Annotated in this window: 15 protein-coding genes; 11 read left to right on the top strand and 4 right to left on the bottom strand. The window is 50.8% G+C overall.

The genetic code is table 11. From position 1 onward, the window contains the following. Positions 1 to 305: 305 nt before the first annotated feature. The 6 genes from ACYVEA_RS21020 to lepB all read left to right on the top strand — a co-directional run bounded on the left by ACYVEA_RS21020 (position 306) and on the right by lepB (position 9,170). A complete protein-coding gene (locus ACYVEA_RS21020) occupies positions 306 to 2,237 on the top strand; it encodes a tail fiber domain-containing protein (RefSeq protein ID WP_461115400.1) in 1,932 nt (643 codons plus the stop codon). A 70-nt stretch (positions 2,238 to 2,307) separates the two neighbouring features. Next, positions 2,308 to 3,306, top strand: a complete 999-nt coding sequence (locus ACYVEA_RS21015; RefSeq protein WP_461115399.1) for an FHA domain-containing protein — start codon at positions 2,308 to 2,310, stop codon at positions 3,304 to 3,306. Between the two features lie 188 nt (positions 3,307 to 3,494). Then, positions 3,495 to 4,955 (top strand): PP2C family protein-serine/threonine phosphatase, encoded by a 1,461-nt coding sequence (locus tag ACYVEA_RS21010; protein ID WP_461115398.1) that lies wholly within the window; start codon positions 3,495 to 3,497, stop codon positions 4,953 to 4,955. After that, positions 4,955 to 6,523 (top strand): serine/threonine protein kinase, encoded by a 1,569-nt coding sequence (locus ACYVEA_RS21005; RefSeq protein WP_461115397.1) that lies wholly within the window; start codon positions 4,955 to 4,957, stop codon positions 6,521 to 6,523. Before ACYVEA_RS21010 ends, ACYVEA_RS21005 begins: the two co-directional genes overlap by 1 nt. A 7-nt stretch (positions 6,524 to 6,530) precedes the next feature. Next, a complete protein-coding gene (locus tag ACYVEA_RS21000; protein ID WP_461115396.1) occupies positions 6,531 to 7,814 on the top strand; it encodes a serine/threonine-protein kinase in 1,284 nt (427 codons plus the stop codon). 186 nt (positions 7,815 to 8,000) lie between these two features. Then, a complete protein-coding gene (gene lepB / locus ACYVEA_RS20995; RefSeq protein ID WP_461115395.1) occupies positions 8,001 to 9,170 on the top strand; it encodes a signal peptidase I in 1,170 nt (389 codons plus the stop codon). A 65-nt stretch (positions 9,171 to 9,235) separates the two neighbouring features. Here the strand turns inward: lepB and ACYVEA_RS20990 are convergent, their stop codons facing one another. The 3 genes from ACYVEA_RS20990 to ACYVEA_RS20980 form a co-directional block, all read right to left on the bottom strand. Beyond that, positions 9,236 to 9,763: a hypothetical protein gene (locus ACYVEA_RS20990; RefSeq protein WP_461115394.1), complete on the bottom strand. Its 528-nt coding sequence runs from the start codon at positions 9,761 to 9,763 to the stop codon at positions 9,236 to 9,238. A 229-nt stretch (positions 9,764 to 9,992) separates the two neighbouring features. After that, a complete protein-coding gene (locus ACYVEA_RS20985; protein ID WP_093822445.1) occupies positions 9,993 to 10,307 on the bottom strand; it encodes a hypothetical protein in 315 nt (104 codons plus the stop codon). 106 nt (positions 10,308 to 10,413) lie between these two features. Further along, complete coding sequence (locus ACYVEA_RS20980; protein ID WP_461115393.1) at positions 10,414 to 11,418, bottom strand: N-acetylmuramoyl-L-alanine amidase family protein; 1,005 nt, start codon at positions 11,416 to 11,418, stop codon at positions 10,414 to 10,416. 159 nt (positions 11,419 to 11,577) lie between these two features. Between ACYVEA_RS20980 and ACYVEA_RS20975 the strand changes: the two genes are divergently transcribed. The 3 genes from ACYVEA_RS20975 to ACYVEA_RS20965 all read left to right on the top strand — a co-directional run bounded on the left by ACYVEA_RS20975 (position 11,578) and on the right by ACYVEA_RS20965 (position 18,012). Continuing rightward, complete coding sequence (locus ACYVEA_RS20975; RefSeq protein WP_461115392.1) at positions 11,578 to 13,476, top strand: AAA domain-containing protein; 1,899 nt, start codon at positions 11,578 to 11,580, stop codon at positions 13,474 to 13,476. 185 nt (positions 13,477 to 13,661) lie between these two features. Continuing rightward, the gene (locus ACYVEA_RS20970; RefSeq protein WP_461115391.1) at positions 13,662 to 14,600 is read left to right on the top strand and encodes a hypothetical protein; all 939 of its coding nucleotides are present in this window, start codon (positions 13,662 to 13,664) and stop codon (positions 14,598 to 14,600) included. 253 nt (positions 14,601 to 14,853) lie between these two features. Then, positions 14,854 to 18,012, top strand: coding sequence for a ligand-binding sensor domain-containing protein (locus ACYVEA_RS20965; RefSeq protein ID WP_461115390.1), 3,159 nt, complete (start codon positions 14,854 to 14,856; stop codon positions 18,010 to 18,012). Here the strand turns inward: ACYVEA_RS20965 and ACYVEA_RS20960 are convergent. Further along, entirely contained in the window at positions 17,999 to 18,634 is a 636-nt protein-coding gene (locus ACYVEA_RS20960; protein WP_461115389.1) for a response regulator, read from the bottom strand. The genes ACYVEA_RS20965 and ACYVEA_RS20960 overlap by 14 nt on opposite strands. Positions 18,635 to 18,950: 316 nt before the next feature. On the opposite strand from ACYVEA_RS20960, the gene ACYVEA_RS20955 reads away from it, so the two are divergent. Together ACYVEA_RS20955 and ACYVEA_RS20950 are read left to right on the top strand one after the other, a co-directional pair. Beyond that, positions 18,951 to 20,150 carry a tail fiber domain-containing protein gene (locus ACYVEA_RS20955; protein ID WP_461115388.1) on the top strand — a complete coding sequence of 400 codons (1,200 nt, stop codon included), beginning with the start codon at positions 18,951 to 18,953 and terminating at the stop codon, positions 20,148 to 20,150. A 64-nt stretch (positions 20,151 to 20,214) separates the two neighbouring features. Beyond that, positions 20,215 to 24,159, top strand: a complete 3,945-nt coding sequence (locus tag ACYVEA_RS20950; RefSeq protein ID WP_461115387.1) for an Ig-like domain-containing protein — start codon at positions 20,215 to 20,217, stop codon at positions 24,157 to 24,159. Positions 24,160 to 24,255: the final 96 nt, after the last annotated feature.

Below are 24,255 nucleotides of genomic sequence, written 5' to 3'. Positions count from 1 at the left end.
CACAGTCATGTTTTGTCGGAATCTACAATGGCAGGTTTTACTTGTGCTACGTTAAGTAGTGACGGAAATTATATATTTTGTCACAAAGTGGGTGAAAAACAACTCGCCTGAGCCAGGGAATACTTGGCTGTTGGAAGTGTGAGATCAACTCCAGTCTCCACCAAACATAGCTAATCTACTTGTATTTGTTTTTGGAAAATATGGTTCAACTATCTTTTTATTCCTTAAACATTTAGTTACTTTCTGTGATATATGGGTATATATTTTTACTTTTTTGATAATAGATGCCTTACTTATTTTATACTATGGAACAGTCAATTTTGAATGGAAAGAAACTTGCTCTACTACTTTTATTGATAGTAACTGCGAGCAACCTAGAGGCTCAGGTTCGTATAGGGCCATCCGCTGGATCAATAGATGGGTCTGTCTCACTCGATGTATCATCAGGGCCGTATGCTTCGGGTAGTCCCTTCCGAGGGTTATTAGTCCCATCGGTAACGACCACTCAGCGTGGTCAGATTCAGAATCCAGTTAAGGGTTTACTCATTTTTAATACCAGCACGAATCAGATTGAAGTAAACACTGGAACGCCTGCTGCTCCCATCTGGACGGCGGGCGGGGCCAGTAGTAGTGGCGGCAATTCTGGGTGGAGCCTGACGGGTAATGCAGGCACAACGAGCGCTAATTTCCTGGGTACAACCGACAATGCTCCTCTTCGTTTCAAAGTAAATAATCAAAATGCGGGTTGGATCGATCCTACACTTTATAATATTGGCCTGGGCTATTTAGCGTTAAATCCCGCGGCAACGGGTCAGGGAAATACAGCCATTGGCACCTTCGCCCTGGCTGGCAGCACAACTAGTAATTTCAACACAGCGGTAGGCTTTCAGGCGTTGAACAGTAACGCTACGGGTTCGTTCAATACCGCGATGGGCACCGTAGCTTTGCTGGCCAATACCACGGGTCAGTTCAATGTAGCTTCGGGTTATAAGGCCTTGTTCAAGAACATTGATGGCTCCGGGAATACTGCTATAGGCTCTGTCGCCCTGCAGGAGAACACGAGCGGACATGATAATACGGCATTGGGAACGAACACCTTAAATGCCAATACAACAGGTAATTTCAATACGGCTGCCGGGGCCGGTGCTTTACAAAAAAACACGCTGGGTTTTGGTAATACGGCCGTGGGGCATAATGCCGTGGCGGCAAATACAACAGGCTATTCTAATGTAGGGTTGGGAGAAGACGCTTTAATTGTTAATGTTGATGGGCACGATAATACAGCACTGGGCGCTAATTCTCTAAGTGCCAACACTACTGGCTACTATAACACGGCTGCTGGTGCTGGGGCTTTACAGAAGAATGTTTCGGGCTATAGTAATATTGCTATTGGGCATAACTCTACGCTGGTAAATACGACAGGCTATTCTAATGTAGGCGTAGGTGAAAATGCCTTAGGTGCCAACATTGATGGACATGATAATACGGCGCTGGGAAATGCTTCTTTGTTAAACAACACCAGTGGGAGTAATAATACCGCATCTGGACTTGTTGCCTTACGATACAATACGACTGGATCACGTAATACAGCTTTAGGATTTGATGCAGGACCTAGTGCCGCTAGTCCAAACTTAACCAATTCGACAGCTATCGGCGCCAATGCTGTTGTGAGTACAAGCAATACAATTGTGCTTGGTGACAATACCATCACTTCATTACGTTGCAATGTGCAATCGATCTCGGCTCTTTCTGACAAGCGCATCAAGGAAGATATTAAAGCTGATGTCCCTGGACTGGGTTTTATCACCCGGCTTACCCCCGTTACGTATCATGTAAATAAAACTAAGGAAGCTCAGCTTGTAGGCTATCCATTGATAAACATCAGCGAAGATAAAGTGCTCCACAGTGGTTTTCTGGCGCAGGATGTCGAAGCGGCCGCTCAGGCAGTAGGCTATGATTTTGAAGGTGTCCGCCGGGAAGAAGGGGGGAAATATTATACCGTAGGCTACACATTGTTTGTCATTCCGTTGGTACAGGCGGTAAAAGATCTTAACGCCGAAGTGAACCAATTAAAAGCAGAACTGGCTGCGGTAAAAGAAAAAGAGCAGGCGAACCAGGCCCGACTTGATAAGCTGGAAGCGCTGATTCAGGACACGACACGTAGTACCTCTGTTACGTTCCATCCTGAGTTGTCTGCAGATAAAACGAGCGATCCGAACCGCCAAAAAATAAAATAGCGGGCTATTTAGGGAAGAAAGTAGGTGAAATGACGTTTAAGGAGGTAAAACCTCCCTAAATAGTCAATACATGGCAAATCAGCCCGGTGGTTGGTTCGGTAAATTGAGTAACCTGATCATACCAGCCAGCCAGACCGAAACCAATACGGTTCCTGCCGTCACCAACAAACGCATGCTGGACGAACTCGTTGCCAGTTTCGAGGATTCCATCAGCAGGGAGTCAGTCGGGACGAGCCTGTTGTTCAACGCTCATTTTCTGATTATCCTGCATCCCGACACCTACGAAGATCGGCAGAACGCGTTTCCGGTTGTGGTCAACGAAGCCGTTCAGGCGTTTAAAGCGGTGATCGACGCGCATAAGGAAGCGTACGGGCGCGTATCGCCAGTTGCATCGAGCTGGTTTTTTAAATTTGGGGCAGGGCGGGAGTTCGCGGGCGAACCAGTCACGCCCACCGATGTGAAAGTAGTGGGGGCACTGACCGGAATTTTGCCCGGTAACGTAGCGGCTAACTCGCCATCGGAGAAAGTGAACGTAACGCGTCGGGTTAAGCTAACCAACCGATATGAGAAAGTTGACGTTGACCTCAGCACCTTTCAACACATCGATTTCCGCGAACCAGGCGCTTTTGTTGTAAAATTTAATTTCGAGAACACGCCCGCCCGAGTACCGGCTGCGGGGGTTACCAAAGTGGCACCTGCTACGTTACCGCGTAGCCTTGATGCGGGCCTGGCACAGATTAGCTTCTACCTGGCTGAACAGAACAAAGAAGCCGCGTACCTGATGCGTGACCGGGAAATTGTAGTAGCCAGGAAAGAGCCCGACAATCAGCATTTTCCGAACTACCTGCTGCTCGAATCGGCCTACGTATCGAATCCCCACGCCCGAATTCGGTATGATGACGCAACGCAATCCTTTCAGATCGCTTCATTCAGCCGGAATGAAACCCGCGTGAACGAAAAACTGATTCCACGTAGTGAACCCGCTAGTCCCCAGTGGTTTGACTTGCCGGGGAAGTCCCAGATTTTACTGAACAGCATGGTTACGCTTACTTTTCAAAGCAATTCGTAGCACCGTGATCGACTTTCTGCTTGTCTTTTTATTGTTTCTGTTTGTTGCCTTTTTAGTGATCAGGCATTTTCAGGATTTACCCCGCTGAGTATCGGTTTACAGGGTTCGGTCTATGGTTTTTGGCGGTCCGTCGCGTTAGCTCACCATAAACTGAATACCGTAAACCAAATACCGTAAACTAAATAAGAATGAGTTCATTACTAATCGCTGGTCAGACCGATGTAGGCAAACGTCGCGAAGACAACCAAGACACGTTTATTTGTACAACGATCTGGGCCGATACCAGCGCGTTGCTGGTGGTCATTGACGGGGTTGGTGGGTATGCCGGGGGCGACAAAGCTGCGGCCATTGCGAAGGAGTCGATCGAACGCTACATGGCAACGCCCAACGGCAATCCGCTGTCGATGTTACGGGAAGCGGTTGTGTTTGCCAATAATCAGATCAATGAACAACGCCAGCAGGACCCTCGTCTGGGGCAGATGTGTTGCGTATTAACGGCGGCCCTCGTCGATAGTATCAAGCATAGATTATACTACGTTCATGTTGGCGATACACGCCTGTACCGTTTCCGGGCAGGCGAACTTGCCAAGCTGACGCAGGATCATTCGATGGTGGGTGTTCGGGAAGATGCCAATGAACTGTCCGAAGCCGAAGCCATGCGTCACCCACGCCGGAACGAGATTCTGCGCGAAGTTGGCTCGACAGAACACCGGGTCGATGATCCTGATTTTCTGGAGTCGGGAGAGACCGACTTTCTGCCCGGTGATCAACTGCTGTTATGCAGTGACGGCCTGACAGATATGATTACAAAAGCCCAGATCAAGGCTGTGTTAAAACGACCCATTGCGCTGGAAGAACAGACCGCTGAGTTGATCCGGGTGGCCAATGATCAGGGAGGGAAAGACAATATTACCGTTGTATTAGCCCAGAACACGAACCAGTTGACCGAAACTGCGTCTTTGGAAAGCACGGCTTTATTGCCTGATAACCGTACGCAGCAACCGGCCGTTGCTACGTCTCCACCAGCTGGTTCCGCCAGCGCCCCCACGGTGCCAACTCCCAAAAAACTATCCTCAACGGGTCCGTGGATTTTTCTGATCGTCCTTTTGGTGGGTGTAGTTGCTGGAGTTGTGTGGTATCAATCATGGCCATCCGGTGAACCCCGATTGGCAAGCGATAGTCTCCACACCGAGACTGGTCAGGCCGATACCGTTGACTTGTCGATACCGGATAAGCTAAATTCTCATTTGGATTCGCTGGTACAGGTTGCTCACCGAAGCCCCGACCATCGGCTGGTTTTATCCGACGATACACTCCGTATCGACCAACCCCTTTTGCTGACAGATTCGTTACTTGCCATCCTTGGCGGCAATCGCCTGACGGTTATTGTGCCCCGTGATACCGGTAACGCTACGGTAGCGCTACGGGTGGACCGCCGGGGAGCTGTTAGTCTGACGAATCTGGTTATTCGTGGATTTAAAACCGGCATCGAAACCACCGGTGAGGCCCGTCTCCAACTGAACAAGGTGTATTTTAACCAGGTAGGTCTTCCCGTTCGGGCGGCTATTCGGCAGGATACGTGCCTGAATACAGTCATTGCCATTGCGGTTCAAAAACAACCTGTTCCGACTAAACCACTACGTCCCTGATGTCTACCGTTCGATTCAACACCCAGTTTCCCGGTTACGAAGTGCTGAGTGAGTTAGGCCGTAGCAACGCCCGCATCCTCAAGGCACGCCATCTGGACACGGGCGATCTGGTGGCGATCAAGCACTTCGCCCTGAATACCGATGCCGAAACGCTCCGTCGGTTTCAGCGGGAGTCGCAGATTATGACCAGCATTACACACCCCAATATTGTTAAGGTTCGGGAGGTGCAACTGGAAGCGGACCTACCCTATATCGTCATGGAATTGATCGAGGGCGGCAGTGTGTGCGACCTCATCAAAGAGCAAGGTCATCTTGACGTACCGACGACCATTCGGCTGGGATTGCAAATGGCCAGCGCGCTCCGGGTGATTCACGCGCAGGGCATTGTTCACCGCGATATCAAACCCGATAATATTCTGTACCGGCCGCTGCCTAGTGGCGAACTACATTTTTTGTTGACTGATTTTGGGGTTGCTCGCCTGCATGAACAGTCGAACACGCTAACGGGACAATCATTGATGACCTACGAATATGCATCGCCTGAGCAGTTTAATGATCCGAAAGGCGTAGGGCCAGCCACGGATTATTATTCGCTGGGTGTCGTGCTGTACGAATGTCTGACCGGGAAGGTGCCCTTTGCCATGGGTGACCAGTCGGGTATCGTTACGTTTATGAATAAGGTGCTCTCAGAAGCTCCGCCCGCGTTGACAGTTTCGACCAGCGGCCAATCACTTAGCCCATTCACCGACTTGCTGGAACGGCTCTTAACGAAGAAAGCCGCTGATCGGTTGAGTGATCCCGACGAACTGACCTGGCTGCTCAAACAAACCGAACTTGCTTACTTACAGGCAAATCGAACGAATCGGATTGAGCAGAAAGCGGTTACGGCCACGGCGCCACTGGTAACCACCCGGACGCAGCCATCAGCCGTTATACCGTCAGTGAACCCAGTGTCAACTCAGGAGACGGCTTCCCGAAAAAGCATTGGTGGTCTGCAAATTTTTGCCTTTGCTGTTTTCGTATTGCTTATGCTGGGGGGCGTGTATTACATTACCACAAAGCGCCCCTCCACGAAACCACCTTTTGAAACCAGCGCGGGTTCTTCCAGTGGGAATCAACAAATGGCTGGGGATTCGGCAACCGACGATGCGCAGCCGGACACGCTAGCGGAACGAATTCAGCGGGAAGCCGAGGAAGCACAACGCCGGGAAGTACGGCGGCAGGAAGCCCTGCTGGCGGCTAAAAGTGTCACGGTAAAAGTGCCTTATTACAAGACCGGCCTGTTCGGTGGAATTAAAAACGTACAGCTTCAGTTGGAAAATCCGACCCGTCTGACGTTTACCTACGTATTGGTTCAGGTAAACTACATCAAAGACAATGGAAAGATTTATAAGTCAGAGAAGGTGTACTTTAACAATGTGGCACCGAATTCATCGCCGATGCAGACCGCACCCGACAGCGACCGGGGAACCAAGGTTACATGCAAAATCGTAAAGTATGAATCGCCTGATATTCCGTCGGAATCCGATTCGTTGAGCCCATCTATCCCAACACAGCCGATAAATTAATTTGCCGATGCCAACCGTCAGCGTCAACACGCATTTTCCGGGTTACGAAATAATAGGCGAACTGGGTCGATCGAATGCCCGCGTACTGAAGGCGCGTCATCTGGACACGGGCGATCTGGTGGCGATCAAACACTTTACCGTCAATACGGATGCTGAAACGCTCCGTCGATTTCGGGTTGAGTCGCAGATAATGACCGATATCCGCCACCCGAACGTAGTACGTGTGCGCGAGGTGCAGCTCGATATGCCCATGCCGTTCATTGTGATGGAGTGGGTGGAGGGCGGCAACCTGCGCACACTCATCGACGAGCAGGGGACCTTATCGGTCGCTACAACGATCCGGCTGGGGTTACAGATGGCCGAAGCGTTCAACGCCATTCATCCAAAGGGCATCGTCCACCGCGATATCAAACCCGAGAACATTCTGTACCGACTGCTCGCCAGCGGTGAACTGCATTTTTTGCTGACTGACTTTGGCGTTGCCCGCCTGCGGGAGCAAACGCAAACAATGACGGGTCAGTCGCTGATGACCTACGAATATGCATCACCCGAACAGTTCGACAATCCCAAAGGGGTAGGGGTGGCTACCGATTATTATTCGCTGGGCGTCGTGCTCTACGAATGCCTGGCGGGTAGAGTGCCGTTCTCCATGGCCGACAGTGCGGGTATTGCGCTGTTTATGAGTCAGGTACTACGTACGGCGCCCCCGGCTCTGTCGTTACCATCGGGCCAGTTCCTGCCGCCAAGCCTGAATCTGCTCCTGAACTGGACGTTAGTTAAAGAACCCGCTGAGCGACTGAGTGACGTAACGGAACTGGTCCTGTTACTTAATCAGGCTAACGTAGAGCTATTGCAGGCCAATCGTTCCGGCAATCGCCCAACTCCGATCGGTCCATCCATGCGGACGCAAACAGCCCCCAGTCCGGTGGCTCAACCGACAGAATCGTATGAACCAGTTTATGAAGATGAACCCAGTACGTCGAGAGGGTGGGTGATACTTCTGGGGCTCGTTGTGCTGGGACTTATCATTAGTCTCACCCTGATTTTTACGAAAAAGCCCAAAGAAACCAGGTCAAACGTTCTGCCCGATTCGACCGTGACCACCGTAGACTCTTCCAGCGTGGATGAACAAATGGCACCTGATTCGGCAACGACTTCATTGCCTGAGTCAACAGAAGAGACCGTTACCGATTCGGTGGTGTCGACACCGCCGGTGACCGCTCCCAACCCCACTACTGCCGTTACGACCGACTCGACAGCGGTGATCGATTCGACGAATAGCCGCCAGTAAATTTAACCTGGTGTCAGTATGTCTCCTTTTCGCTCCGTAAACTCATGTTTACAAGGGCGAAAAGGATGCGTTTTCTATTCAGCAGGCCATAGGACCATCCCTGTAAAATAGACCTCCCCTTAACGTACAGCCGCTTATATTTCCTCGTACTAATAAGCGATTCCCATCTTTTCATCTCATTACTCCATGTTCAGAAAGAAATCGACGGCTGATAGTAAGCCGGCCAAACTAAAAAAAACGCCCCTTCGGGAATGGCTCGACTCACTCCTGTTTGCGGTGATAGCGGCTACGCTAATTCGGTTTTTGACCTTTGAAGCCTTTGCCATTCCGACGCCTTCGATGGAAAACAGTCTGATGGTGGGCGATTTTTTGTTTGTCAGCAAGCTCCATTATGGGATTCGTACACCGAAAACGCCCTTGCAGGTGCCGCTCACGCACCAGAAGATCTGGGGCACGGAGATTCCGTCATATAGCACGGCCATTCAACTGCCCATATATCGGTTGCCTGGTTTGTCGCACGTAAAAAATGGGGACGTCGTGGTCTTCAATTATCCGCCACCCAAACCGGGCGAACCTGAATATCCAACCGATCTGAAAACCAATTTTATAAAGCGGTGCATCGGTATTCCGGGCGATGTGATTGAGATTCGACAGGAGCAGGTAGTTGTCAACGGGAAAGCCGCGCCCATTCCTGCCCGATCGGAAACTACGTATTTTGTGAAAACCACCGAGGTACTCGACGAGCGATTTTTCCGTAAATACAACATCGTCAATGATTTTAAATCACCGGAAGGGCCGTTTATAAACTGGCAGCCACTTGAGCTATATAACGATTCGACCAAACTATCGACGCTGGTTGGGTACCGCGTTAATGCGACGCCTGCCACCATCGCTAAATTTAAGGACTTTGATTGGGTCAAAGGTATTGAACCCATGCCAGAGAAACCAGGTGAATTGGCCCCCGGCATTTATGGAGGAGCCGCCTACGCCTGGAATCAGGATAACTTCGGGCCATTGACCGTTCCTAAAAAAGGCGTAACCATACCCATCAATAAGCAAACGATTGCGGTGTATGGGCCGGTCATTAAGCGCTACGAAGCCAACAGCAACGTAGACGTGACCCCAACCACCATACGTGTTGATGGCCAGCCGATAACGACGTATACGTTTAAACAGGATTATTACTTTATGATGGGCGACAACCGGCATAATTCGGAGGATTCCCGTTATTGGGGGTTTGTGCCCGAAGATCATATCGTTGGTAAGGCGGTATTCGTCTGGATGTCTATTGATCCGGTGCCCGCCGATATCTGGCACAAAGTCCGCTGGCACCGTCTGTTCCGGTTGATTGAATAAGCTACGTACCAGCGTATTAAAAAAGCAGAACTTTACAGAGGAGAGTTCTGCTTTTTTGTTTCGGGTTAAAACAGCGTCAGCATGTCTAACCGATCGACGGCTGCCTGGTGGTGGGCGTGGGCCATCTTCAGGCATTGCTGGTACGTGCCTAACATTGACCGATAAAGATTGAATCTTCTATCCTTTTGTGAATCATCCCCGAAATTTGCTTCAAGCAGGTTGACTAACTGCTGCAGGTTGACAACCGACTTGTCAATAAACTGGATATAGGCTCTGTAGCGTACTATTCGTTGACGGGTTACCTCAACCAGGAAGTTGTGCGTATCCATGGCTGGCGAAGGTAGTGGCGTTGACAGAATTGTTTCCCATTCCCGTTGCAGTTCTTGCATAGGCACTGCGAAGGGTCTTCCATCAAAAGCCTCTAGGGGCAGATCAATACGTTGTCCTTTATCAATAATGTACGCCCGGTGTATTTGCTGATTTGTAGCCTTTAACTGACTCACCAGTTCAAAAGCGTCTTCTAAGTCCGTATACGTTTGGAAGTGCCGGACTTTGCCAGGGGAATCGACAATACTCAGGAGAAGAAGGACCATCGTAGTTGATGAGCTAATGGTAAACCATTATCGTAAGGTTTATTTAAATAGATTGACTAACAGCCTGTTAAGGACGTAAATTTTGGCTACCTGGTCAAGAGAAACCAAGTGAATAGTGTGTGATACTATGTTTTAGGGCAACATAGACAGGCCGTAACGTAGTATCCTGAATTAGAGTCCTGCAGAATCAGACAATAACCATCCGGTTCTGCGGGACTAAATATAATGCTCAGTTAGCAGCCGGGAGTAGGTACAGGGTTGCCATGGGCACCATCACGCCCTTTTTGTCAGGGTGTGGTTTCTGCCCAAGAAGTGGGGACTGGGCTACGACGACCCGATAAGGCGCTGACTTGCGGTCGGCATTCATCAATGACACCCGGTGCTCAGTACCCGCCTGAAACGTGGGACCAAAAGCCGTATCAAAATCGACCCAGGCATCGGGGGCTAGTTGAGTGGTTAAGGTCTGGGTATTGTCGGTGTATAGCATGAGCCGAAGCAGTACTTCGGGGGCTAATAAGGTAGCGTTTTCGATCGGAATGTTCATATAATATAGTTGTTGTATTGTATTGCAAGTAAAATACAAATAGCTAAAAAAGCTAGCACTATTTTTGAACATTACGTCCGGAAACCAGGCTTCGAAAACGTATTGCCTAGCGCGTATGGTAATCGGATGCCAGTCCCTGATAGAGCCAGTTGGCTAATGCCTGCCGGTTATCGGCCAGCAAAAACCGACGCTGGTCCAGTTGGTTTTGAATGTTGCCGAGTTCAATAAAAACAGTCGGCGCGTGGCTGTTCTTGACAACATACAGGCTACTTCGGCTGCTTACCCGTCCGCAGTAGGGCCGGGCGGGCCGATAGCGTTTGTAATTCGTCTGGAATTTGCGATGGATATGCTGGGCTAGTTTTTGCCCGGCCTTACTGCCTGGATGATGATAGAAAAACACATCAACAGCCTGGCCTTTGCTTCGACTGTCGACATGAAGGGTTACAAATCGTTGATAGCCCTTATGACGGGCAAATTGCTGGTTTACAGCCGTGGTCGTTTGCCGGAGCCGGGTTGTTTGGTGATGCGATATTGCTTGGTTCGGGTAGGCAACTTCATCGTAGTCGATGGGTAGGAGGGCTCCATCCCGAATGCCATCATTGGGGTCCTGCACCAGCATATACACTGATGCGCTATGTTGAAGCAATACCCGGGCGAGCCGAATCGTGACATCATAGGCATACTCATCTTCGGCCAGTAACGATCTGCCCGCATGACCAACGGCCCCGGGGTCCGGGCCGCCATGACCGGAAGCCAGGTAGTAGACACATCCGCTCAGTTTTCTGTCCAGAACAGCTACGTGGGCATCCCGTTTTCCCAGGAGCGGCATGACCACTACGTTAGCTTTAGCTGTGACTTTCCTGGTGGAAGCAGTCGATTTTACTGACTTCGTCATTTTAACCGAATGAGCCGCCGAACGGGTTGCTTTGGCCGTAATCCCTGCCGAACGTTTACTGGCTGACCTTGAGTGGGCAGAAGCATGCCAGGTTGTTTTTTTTGCTTTGGCCTTGAACGGGGCAACGGCTGGATGGCCGGTAACGTCCTGAAAAGTAACTACAATCAGGAGGAAACAGGCGAATGAACGTAGTAAGGAGGGCAAAGGACTAGTCAAAGTAGAGAATGATCAGAATGGAACTATGGATACGTTACGTTAGTACTGCCAGTAGGAAAGCTGCCTTAACTGAATCTGGCAGCCACTTACGTCCCTGTCAAAACGGTAAACGAGCGTATTTCAGTACGTAGTGGCCTAAAGAAACGGCTACCTTTGTGTATGGATTACTTTAAAAACCTGCTTGACTTATTAAAGGCTGAACGAGAAGAAGACCGTAATCAGTATCGTAAACTTACCGAAACGACCTCCATTGCCGAACGCCGGGCCAACGGCCTAACCTGGTATCCCATCGCCATCCGGGGCTCCGAAATGAGTCGGGGCGACTATGTAACGGTCGAAGTGGAACGGACGACCCATCAGGATATTTCGCATCAACTGCGTTCGGGCATGCCCGCTCTATTTTTTAGTAACCACGACCCCAAGACCGACCGGGTCGAAGGTACGATTTCCTACCAAAGCGGTAATCGGCTTAAGATCACGCTGCTAACTGACGAACTGCCCGACTGGTCGCGGGATGGCAAGCTGGGCGTCGAAATGCTCTTTGACGACAAGAGTTATGACGAGATGCAGGAAGCCCTCAAAACGGCCAATGTCCTTAGTGAGAATCCCCAGAATCGATTAATTACTATTTTAACTGGCCAGAAGTCACCCACCTTTCATACCGATGTACCCAGGCTGTCGATTCCGAAATTGAATGAGAGTCAGCTTCGTGCGGTTGAAAACATCCTGGCCGCCAATGAACTGGCTATCGTTCATGGTCCGCCCGGAACGGGTAAGACTACGACGCTGGTGCAGGCCATAAAAGCCTTGATTCAGCAGGATCACCAGAAGATACTGGTCGTGGCCCCCAGCAATACGGCGGTCGATCTGTTAAGTGAAAAACTGCACGAAGAAGGGCTGAACGTATTGCGGGTAGGCAACCCCGCCCGCGTATCAGAGCGGTTGATGGCGCTCACGCTGGACCATAAAATGGCCGAGCACAGCCTGATGAAAGAAGCCAAAAAGCTGAAAAAGCAGGCGAATGAGTTCAAGAACATGGCGCATAAATACAAGCGCAGTTTTGGTAAAGCGGAGCGGGATCAGCGAAAAGCCTTATTCGATGAGGCTCATCGGATTATGAAAGACGTTGGGAATACGGAACAATACATCATCGACGATCTGGTGGCGAAAGCGCAGGTCATCACCGCTACGTTGGTGGGTTCTAACCAGTACATGATTCGTAATCTCAATTTTCATACGGTCGTCATCGACGAAGCCGGACAGGCTCTGGAACCTGCCTGCTGGATACCCATTCTGAAAGGGCAGAAGCTGGTTCTGGCAGGTGACCATTGCCAGCTTTCACCAACCATAAAGTCGGCCGAAGCTGCCCGAAAAGGACTGAGCACCACCTTGCTGGAAAAGTGCGTCACGTTGCATCCCGAAGCCGTTACGTTGCTGGAAGAGCAGTACCGCATGCACGAACACATCATGGGCTACTCGTCGCAGGTGTTTTACGACAATCGGGTAAAAGCCCATGCGTCGGTAGCGACTCATACGCTGTTCTCGGGCGACAGGTCAATCGCGTTTATTGACACCGCAGGGTGCGGATTTGAGGAAAAACTGGAGGGTACCAGTTCAACGAACCCGGAAGAAGCCGCGTTGCTGTTCAAGCACCTAACCCAGTTGGTAGCCGAATTGAGCCCATTTTACACCCCACAGAATTTTCCGAGTATCGCGATTATTTCGCCTTACAAACAACAACTGAACGTACTGAACGAGCAACTGCTGCATTCGCCTGAACTGGAACCGTACCGGGCCAACATCGCAATCAACACGATCGATAGTTTTCAGGGGCAGGAACGCGATATTGTGTATATCTCCATGACGCGAAGTAATGATGCCGGTGAGATTGGTTTTTTATCCGACGTTCGCCGGATGAACGTAGCGATGACGCGTGCCCGGAAAAAACTGGTCATTGTCGGCGACAGTGCTACGTTGTCGAGCCTTGCTTTTTACGCTGATTTTATCTCGTACGCCGAAAGCCACGACGGGTATCACAGCGCCTGGGAATGGATGTGATGGCAGCGAAACGGGCCATCTGCGAAAAGCATGCGCTTATACATTGGGGACTAATGCTTTCAGATTTGGGACATTGACACGATTAAACAGGTAAGGTTTGTTATGTTTACACGAGGCTCTTTACCTCAGCCTTCGAACGTTACCCGATTAATTTACTCCCATCCTTAAACGCAAATGGTCATTTTATGGCAACTCGTGTCCTGCATTATCTGACCTTGCTGGCCCTGGCTGGTGGGTTAGTAACCTGTTCTGATCACCGCTTTCCCGATCTTACGCCCGGCTCCACACCCGCGCATTTACGGGTTAAATCCCTGACGGAGGAACTGCCCAATTCCCTGCCTAAAGTGAGTGCCTTTCGGTATGACCTACAGGGCCGGCTCAGTTCGATCATATCCTATCAAACGCCCGACAGTAGCGTGGCTGAAGTAATCTACAATACCTACTCATACGATGCCCAGAATCGACTGACAGGGCTGGGCCGACAACAAGTTCCATACCCCCGTCCCCAGGGAGGTCAGTTCAATCTAACTACGGGGTATAGCTACACATACAATAGCCTGAATCAGGTGACTAGTATACTCGGACCAAATTATTTGTCATGGTATTATACGTATGACAATGCCAATCAACTGGCGGGAAGCACGGTCTCTTTTTCACACCCGCGGTTCAGTGTTGAGGGGGGCTATCTGTTCACCTTTACTGGAAAAAACCTTACGCAAACGAGAGGTTTTATTGGTATCAGGTATCAGGGGATGCCACCGGGACCGAATAATCCTTTGTCTGGCTTTAGCCCGACTACCTACACGCACGATGATAAAATAAACCCCTTCTACGGTGCGTTTGTGATTCCTTCAGCGGTAGGCGGGTTTGGCAATATTTTATTATCATCAGGTGCACTGATGACTAATGCGCTGTTTGGCGGATCGGACAACATACTTTCGTTAAGTCAAAACAACGTATTGTCTGAAACGCCACCGTCCGGGTCTACCGACAACACAATCACGTATCAGTATCAGTATAATGTGGCCAATCTGCCCACGGTGCGCATAAAGACGATCACGCCCAGTAACCCAAATTACCCTGTAACGACGGAGACGTTGCGCTTCGAGTATGAGACGTATTGACCCTGCATAAATTCTGATTCAGTTATTTCCAGTAAAGACACAGATTTTCAAACCTGTGGCCTTATGAATGCGTACCATCAAGTAAGGCACAAAATGGGCAAAAAGTATACTATTAAGCAGTGACTGCATACGCCTAAGTAAGAATCACTAATTTTGGCCTTATTGACTGAATTGGTTTGAATGCAGTTAACAGACTATTTTTTTTGTCATTTTAGCTGAAATAAAAGCCTAAAACGGCTTCTACCTCGTCTGTGTGAAAAATAGTCTGTTTTTTGTACTAATAACCTCCCTGAGTCTACGAATAATAGCTTGCAATGCCCAGGAAAAAACAACCGCGTCCTTCTCAATAACGCAGTACACCGATGAGAACGGATTACCCCAGAATAGCATAAAAGGCATTGTCGCCGATGTCCAGGGCTTCATCTGGCTGGCGACTGAAGGCGGCCTGGTGCGATTCGACGGGCAACGATTCTATACGTTCAGCAAACAGAACGGGGGCCTTCCCACCAAGCGCGTTTACGGCTTTCAACTCAGTCTGGATGATTCCACACAGTATGGGGCCAACCCGACAACGTTTTATGGAATCATCAATGAGAAATACGCCCTTAAACTTCATCAAAGCGTTCCCTCACTGGACTCTTTCTACATGGCTCAGCGTAGCCAGCTGCCTTTCTGGACCAACTACGAAGGAAACACCTTTGTATCGACAGGACTCCCTCTGGAAAGCGAGGCCCACACGCGTATGGACCATTGTATTATCCTGCTACCCAATGGAAAGGGGTGTTATGTCTGTCATCGACAGTCGGTAGCTTTTTATACGCACGGAAAAAAAAGCTACCAAACGCCGGTTCTACCCGATAACCACTGGACTTTTTTTACCCTTGGACAAACGCTTTACCGCTATACCCAAAACGGGGTCGTCTCCCGGATTGACCGGTCGGGTTCAACACCCTGTCACCTGGAAGGGGATATCACCCGGCAGGACGACTTGGATCAAAACCATGGAGAAATCTACTGGAATCCGGTTGCTAATCAAGCTTTTCTTTATAGCCACAAGCGACTTTATGCACTGACTTCGCAAAAAAACGGTCATGTTGCCACACGGTTGCTGCTGGAAGGCTTTGATTTTAAGGAAAAGGGTATAGAAAAAATTTATTATGATGCCCTCGGCCAACGTCTTTTTCTGGGCACCCTTACTCAGGGCCTGTTTGTTCTGACGCCCAAACCATTTCAAACCCTGACCGTACCCGGCGATCGGACCCAGAACGTAATGTATGCCCAAACTCCTTTTGGGACGTCTCAGGTGTTGACGCCTACTGGTCTGGTGCTGGGGCGGGATGGGCAGACGGGTGCGCCTGCCTATACCCAGTTGCCTTCCGTCAGGAAGGCCAATGTAGTTAATGATAAATATAGCCTGCTGATCGATCAGACCGGCTGCATCTGGCTCAAGCAGGGGCACACGCTGGTTCAACTGGACGCCAAAGGTGAACGATCGCTGCGGAGCTGGGATATAGGGGATGAAATCTGGACGATTTACCAGGGACCCCAGGGAGGCCCCATCTGGATTGGTACCAAATACAAGGGGATTTTCCGGATTAATCCATCCGACCCCACTGCCCGTCCAGAACGGGTTTGCTCAGATTCACCTCCATTAATTTCCTATTTTCAACTTGAAACACCCCGGCGCTTGTGGGTGGGCACCCAGCAGGGCTTATATAGCCTGGATGTAGCCACACGCCAGTTGCACCTGATTCCGGGAACTCAGGCGCTCTTTATTCGCAGCGTATATGTGCCGCGCCCTGACGAAGTGTGGTTTACCACCTATGAGGATGGTTTTTTTCTCTACCAGGCCCGTAAGCTTACCCACTTCCCCCTCGACGTGAATCAGTATCTGGCCACCAGTCATTACATCTTTGAAGACAGGCGGGGCTATTTCTGGCTACCGACCAACAAAGGCTTATTTCAGGTGGCCCGCCAGGAGCTGATGAACTATGTCCGAAAGCCGGGTCAGGAACGGCCTTATTACCATTATTATGCCAAAGATCAGGGCTTTCTAACCAATGAGTTTAACGGGGGTGGGCAGCCGGGCATGGTGCGACTCAAAAATGGCTACGTATCCATACCCTCCCTACGGGGATTGGTCTGGTTTATGCCCGAGCAGCTGATGTGGCCAGCTGTCAACCCGACCATACTGATTGACCGGGTTGACGCCAATGATAAACTCCTGAGCGTACGCGGGGATACGGTGCACTTGCCGCTGGAGCCTCAGCAGGTACATATTCAACTGAGCACCCCTTTTTTTGACAACCTGACGAACCTTCATCTGGACTACCGCCTGGCGAATGAACAACCCAGTGATAAGCCTTTTGCCTGGGTTAGCCTCAACAGCCAGTTGCCAACGATCCAATTGTCGAGCTTAGCCTCGGGGACGCACACCCTGGTGATCCGGAAAGCGAATGGGTTTGGTGCCAATCCATTTACCTATAAAACACTTCTTTTAGTTGTTCCACCCCTGTGGTATGAACGAAGCTGGATACTGGTGGTTGGCCTGGTGCTGGTAGGGGCTGCTTTCTATAGTATCATGCAACTCCGATTTCGGTATATTCTCCGTAAAAACAGACAACTGGAAGTGATGATTACTAAACGGACGGAAGAGGTACACCTTACGCTTAGTCAATTGAAAGAGTCTGAACAGGAACTGAACCGGCAACTGCACCTTCAGTCAAGACTGATGGCTTCGATCGCCCACGATATTCAGTCACCCTTACAGTTCGTAACCAATGCCGCCGGTCAGTTGAGCGATTTATTACCACACAATGCAAATTATGCCCTGCGCGAGATAACCGAGACAATAGCTGGTACGACGTCAACGATCAGCAGTCTTTTGAAAGAGTTGTTGAGCTATACAAAGGCAAAAGTGTATGAACGAAGGAAGGAAAATGAGTCTATACCTTTACAGGCGCTGGTGGAAAACAGATATGAAATCTTCAGAAGTATCCTGCGTGTAAAAAATATTACGTTCATGAATGAGGTGCCTGGCGACTGTCAGGTTAACTCAGACAGCCTCCTGTTGGGCATCATTATTCATAACTTGATCGACAACGCCACCAAACACACCGAGAATGGCCATATTCGTGTTTATGTTAGCCAAATCAGCGGAAAGTCTCATTTGGTTATCGCTAACACAAGCACGGCAATGGCCCCCAACATTATGGGCTGGTTCAATCAGGTGGATGCTGATAACGAAAGTGTCACTAACCTGTTGGCGATCAATAAAAGTGGAGTTGGGCTGCTGATCGTGAAGGAAATGGCTGCGCTAATTAAGGTTCGGGTTTTCGTTGAACAAACCCAGACAACCGATGTGCATCTGATTTTCAGCGAACCTACGCAGGCAGGGTTTACAGATGCTTGAAAATGTTAACCTTTTGGGTTAGTTCCATGATGTTGCTGACATCAAGCTTTTCGAAGATTCGTTTTTTATACGTACTAATTGTATTGCCTTTCAGGTTTAGGATGGCGGCAATTTCTTTCGTCCATTTCCCTTCAGTCATCAGGTGCGCTATCTTCTTTTCCTGTTCCGATAACATCTGAAGTGGGTTGTCCGGCAGACTTTTCTGTTGCTCGCCCAGCTTGCTAAGCCACAACTGCTGAATTTCAGCGCTGAAATATTTTCCTTTGCTAAGCAGGGCTCTAATAGCGACCTCAAAATCGGAATACGAGGCCGTCTTCGACAAAAAGCCGTCGGCACCTGTCTGTAGATAAGGCAACGCATATACCGTCTTGTCCAGGCCCGAATAGATCAGAATCAGTACGTTAGCCTGCTTCTCCCTGATCAGCTTCATCATCCTGGTATTCTCCGATCCGGGTATGTCAATATCCAGCACAACCACGTCTACTGCCTGCTGATCCAGGGTCGTCAGTACCTCGGGAAACGTTTCGCACAACAACACGTTTGCTTCCGGAAGAAATTGAGGAATATGATACTTGAGACTCACCCGGATAATCGGGTGGTCATCTGCAATGAGAAACGTCATTCGAGGAAGCAAAAGTAAACGGGCCAAATCTACAACAAATACCTGAGTGCCCTTTCAAGAGATATATCTACACTACGAATCGAGAAAACTCTACACTAATAGTACTGGGTAATTTCTAGGTTTGAGCCGACAAAGTAACAATAGGTTTTAAATCAGCCACTAAAGAAACTCTCTAGTAGATAAGTAAAGCGAAGTCTAAAAATCGACTGATTACAACTGCTTTAGATTATCATTCTTTCGGTAGCATCGATCTTAACCAAGGCTACAAAGTACATCTAGTTTACCTCTCCATTTCTTTCCAAACAAAAAGTAAACCATGAAAAAAAGTCTATTGTCAAAAACAATCGTTGCTGCTACGTTCGCAGTTATGCTATCTGCAGCCACTTCGGTCGTTGCTCAGGTCAAGATTGGCAGTAATCCAACCGTGATTGGTACCAATGAAAATTTGGAAGTCGAAGACGCCAGCGGGACCAAAACCGTCATTACGAAGGACAAAGGTTTTGTGGGTATTGGTACCAATGCGCCCATCGCCAGATTGTACGTGCATGAGACGATTGCGCCCGTATTTGGATCAACGATTGCCGCCTTTGGCAGACCCGGAAACAAACTTTTCTTTTTTGAAACATCAGCCACACTGGGTGCCTATAATGGTCTGGTGAAAGATGGGGATTCCCATGTTATTTTTTCGCCGGATGGTGATCCCTATGCGGCAGCCAACGCTGGCCTTGTCATAGGGCCCTGGAGCACAGACCAGACCTCCCCCGGCCTGAAAATCATGGAAAATGGCAATGTGGGGGTCGGCACTCCGGCACCCCCGGCGAAACTGTCTGTTTATGGGGGAATGGCCTATTTTGGGACTGATGCTGCCCCCAACATCGGGGCAATGACGCAGGGTAACAGCCCCTCAGATGGGATTATATTCCAAAATCAGAATGGAGCGGCCAGTGACGGAGCCATTGTCATTCAACGTAGTGGAGCCTCTAATTATAGTCCTATGTATGTTACCCGCAATGGGGCGCTTGGCTCAGGCGCTGGCTATCTAACAGTTTACTCGGTCAATGGAGCAATCGTTGGGTCCATTTCTACCAGTGGTACAACTACGTCTTTTAATACGACCTCTGATATACGCTTAAAGGAAAATATTAAAGCTACGCACTATGGCTTGTCGGATTTAATGAAGATTAGAGTAGCCGATTATAATTATAAAAACGATACAGCAAAAAAACGTACTACGGGATTCTTGGCGCAGGAACTCTACAAAATTTTTCCAGAAGCGGTTACTGTAGGTAGTGAAGACGTAACCCAGTCCCCATGGGTAGTTGACTACAGCAAAGTGACTCCGCTGCTGGTGAAAGCCATTCAGGACCTGAACGTTAAAGTGGAAAAACTAACGGCTGAAAACGTAACCCTTAAAGCACAAGCATCGGATATGGCTTCCCTGAAGGCAGAAATGGCTAGTATCAAGGCCCTGTTAGAAGTGAATAAAGAGGGAACACAAAAAGTAGCGACCAAATAGGGTGTTGGCCAGCTAACCAGCTAGTTAACAGTCCATCATCTTCTCATTGATAAAAATCGCTCAAATGACTAAATCATATCTTCCTCCTTCCCGCTGGCAGTGGGTCTGGATGAGCATACCCTTTATCCTGGTATTGCTCGTGCTGGCCTTATCCGCCCAGGCCCAGGAAGGCTCCCGAGGCAATACCACCATTTTCAATGGGGCCCAGATGACCTTCTTTGGTAATCATAACTTCCTCACCGGTGGTGGGGGAACCCAGCCGGGCATCGTCGGTACGGTACGTTCGGTTCCTTATGGTGTCCTCAACTTTGCCAGCACTGCTACGAGTCATGTAGGCGCTAACGATGCCAATCACGTCGATGGCTACGTGCGCAAGCTGGGCACCGGATCATTCATCTTCCCCACAGGCGATAATAGCCACTACGGTCCCTTCGGCGCTGCGGCTGATGGCACAACAGGCGCTTACTTTTTTGTCGATCCAACCTTGGCGGTTAGTTCCAATCTGGGCGGGGGCAACTACGGTGTTCTGCCCGCAGGCGGGCCCTTCCCCTCGGTGACCAAAGCGGTTTCATTATCGGCCGTGAGCACGAAAGAATACTGGGACATTAACGGGGCCAACGTCACGACCATTACCCTGACCTGGAGCACCGCCAGCGCTATTGGCACCCTAACGGGGAACGATCTTAGCAAGCTCACCATCGCAGGCTGGAATGGTACACAGTGGGTGGCTATTCCGTCAACGGTCGATGTAACGTCGGTACTGGGTGGGGCCAGTGGCCTGACCGCCGGGTCGATCACCAGCACCAGTACACTGGTCCCTGATACGTATACAGCCTATACGTTCGCGGCTTCTGCCATACTAACGGTTGTCGTGTCGGGTCAGGTCTGGAACGATGCCGATGGTAACCTTGCACTCAATGGGGCTGAAACCGGCACCAATGCCGGAGGTCCGCTCTACGTCAACCTGGTCGATGCCACCGGCACGGTAGTTGGATCCGCTGTCGTAGCCGCCAATGGTAGCTATAGCCTAACGGCTCCAGCCAGCACAACGGGTCTGAAACTGGTGCTGACCAATACTCCAACTGCCAACGCGCCGGGTACCCTCCCGATGGGCTGGGCCAACACGGGTGAGACAGTGGGTACGGGCAACACCGCTGCTCAGTCCACTACGTTAGGCGCAGTTGAATTAAGCACGGGCACCTGGCCTGTAACCAGTGCCAGCTTTGGTATCGAGCAGCTACCTACGGCGGGAAGCGGTACGGCCACGGCCAGCAACGCGGGGGGGGGCAGTCCTGTAACCGTACCTCCGAGTGCTTTCACCAGCACCACCGCCAGCACCGATACCGCACCGGGCAGTGTGACGGCTATCCGCATCACGGCATTCCCCAGCAATGTTACTAGCCTGACGGTCAACGGTACCGTTTATTCCTCGCTGCCTCCTGGAGGTATCGTAGTGCCCACCAATGGTAATGGTGCCCCGACGGTGCCGATGCTGGTGGACCCCACCACGGATGGCAGCCCGGTAAACATCGCCTTCAAGGCCATCGACAATGCCGGAAAGGAATCTGCCAATACCGGTACCGCTACGCTGACAACAACGGTGCCTCCGACAGCCACCAACGACGTAGCCACCAGCAGTGGCTCATCGGTGGTAATTAACATTCTGAGCAACGATACGCCCGGTGCGGCCCCGCTGAATCCTACGACGGTCAAACTGATCGATCCGGCAACTTTTTTACCCGTTACGACCCTGACGGTTGCCAATGAGGGGTCTTATTCAGTTGATCCGGCAACGGGTCAGGTGACGTTTACGCCCCTGCCCACCTTCTCCGGCGTCGCTACGCCCGTTACGTATATGGTCGCGGATCAGAATGGAGTGCTCTCCAATCAGGCCACCATTACGGTAACCGTCGATGCACCTTCAACGGTGTTCCCCTGCTCGAACAAAGCCTACCAGGTAACGGCTACGGGTGCTGGACCATCCTCTCTGTATGAATATGACCTGACAACCGGTACCCGCTCGCTGATTGCCACACTGACCCGAAATGTCAACGCGATTGGCTACAACGGGGGGGACAACCTAATTTGGGGCTTCGATACAGGCTCGGGCCAGGTGGTGCGCCTTGATGCTACGGGTGCCACGGCAGGCTTCACCATTGCCAACCTGCCCAACCAGGGCTACAACGTAGGAGACGTGCTCAACGGGGGCTATCTGTTCCTGTATACCAGTTCAGCCGCTCAGTATTTTGTCGTCGATATCAACCCGGCTCGGCCCGCTACGTACCTTAAGCTGGTCGATCCAACGGCTGCGTATGCCCTGGATACGGCTCCTTTTGGTACCGCCGTCACGCCCCACGCCGTCAACGACTGGGCCTACAGCCCCACGACGGGCTTGTTTTACGCCCTGACCGCACCAGCTGATGCCAACCCCCGCCAGATTGTTACGCTCAACCCCACCACGGCCGTTACGACCCTATCCGGTACGCCGGTCACGGGCAGCACCATTGCCAGCGAAGGCACCGCCTACGGCGCTAGTTTTGTGGATAACGCGGGTAATTTCTACGTCTTTGCCAACGGACTGGGTACGTTTTACCAGATCAATCTAGCGACCAACACAGCGACACTGCTGTCGAGTTCGACCCCTAGTTTTTCCAACGATGGGGCCAGTTGTAACCTGAGTCCCTTGCTGGTTCAGCCGATCCTGAATCCTGACGCCAACGTGACCTACGTGAATATACCCGTGCCAGGCAACGTGAACACCAATGACAAAGTACCAGTCGGTACAACCTATGGTACGCCGACGGCTTCGGGGGGTAATCCATCGGGGGGCACCATCACCCTAACGCCCGATGGCGTGTACAGCTTTACCGGCACCACACCGGGTAGCTATTCCTTCACCGTACCCGTCTGCGCACTGGGTCAAACGACGGCTTGCCCAACCCAACCGCTGGTCATTACGGTCAAGCCCAATCCGGGATCAAACACCCCGGCTCCGCCCGTGGCCAACACCGACATTACATCGGTACAGGGTTCACCCACTACGCCAGCGGCAGTTATCCTCAACGTACGGGCCAACGATGGCCCGGGCAATCCGGGGGGCAGCTTAGGCACGCCGACGATTGTTACGCCCCCGGCGCACGGCACGGTCAGTGTCAATCCTAACGGTAACATTGTCTACACGCCGACACCGGGGTACTATGGCGATGACAGGCTGACGTATCAGGTGTGCGAAAGTCCGAGTGGTCAGTGCACGACGGCTCAGGAAATCATTCACGTCCTGCCACTGGGCGACCCCAACTCCACCCTGGCCGCGGATGACTATGTCGCCACAACGGCCGACACGCCCGTGAGTGGTAATGTGAAGTTGAACGATACCGATCCGAACGGCAACACCCAGACCGTATCGCCCCAGACGACAACTACGCCAGCGGGCTCGTTGACGCTCAATTCGGATGGGAGCTATACGTTCATACCTGCATCGGGGGCATCGGGTCCGGTGAGTTTCACCTACACCACCTGCGACAACGGGAGTCCTCAGGCCTGTGCCAACGCGACGCTGTATATCCTGGTAGCGCCTGGCGTGCCCGATCTGGTTCCCATTATCTATATCCTGCCCACTACGCAGTACGGGACCACCAACTTTACGGTTGCGGTGGATGTCTACAATCTGCTGCCTTCGGCCAGTACGGGGCTCATTTCGGTCTACGTCTCGAAGGATCCGATGGTCGCCTTCAGCTTTAATGGCGGCTTGTCCCTAGTGGGCGGGAAGCTGGTGCAGAACAGTATCTGGACCTTCGATGGGACCTCTAACCCGAATGCGTACATCTTTACCACCAGTGAGGTGATCAATCCGGGCAGCAAAAAGTCGTTTGGTCTGACAGGGATACTGACGCCGGGCAATACGCAGGGTACGTTAAGCATCTCCACCACCATTGTGGGTGGCAGTGGGGGTGAAGTTCGGATTAACAACAATTCAGATGCTGAAAAAATAGACTACTTCAAGAAATAGTCTATCTATCGAAACGTGTAGTTCATAAGCCGGAGTCTTCCCGATTGGCAAAGGGAAGGCTCCGGCTTCGTTTTAATGACTATATAGTCTTCACCT

It is taken from the genome of Spirosoma jeollabukense, from assembly GCF_054777855.1.
The sequence above is the reverse complement of the archived record's forward strand: the minus strand, read 5'-3'. Positions and strand labels throughout refer to the sequence as shown.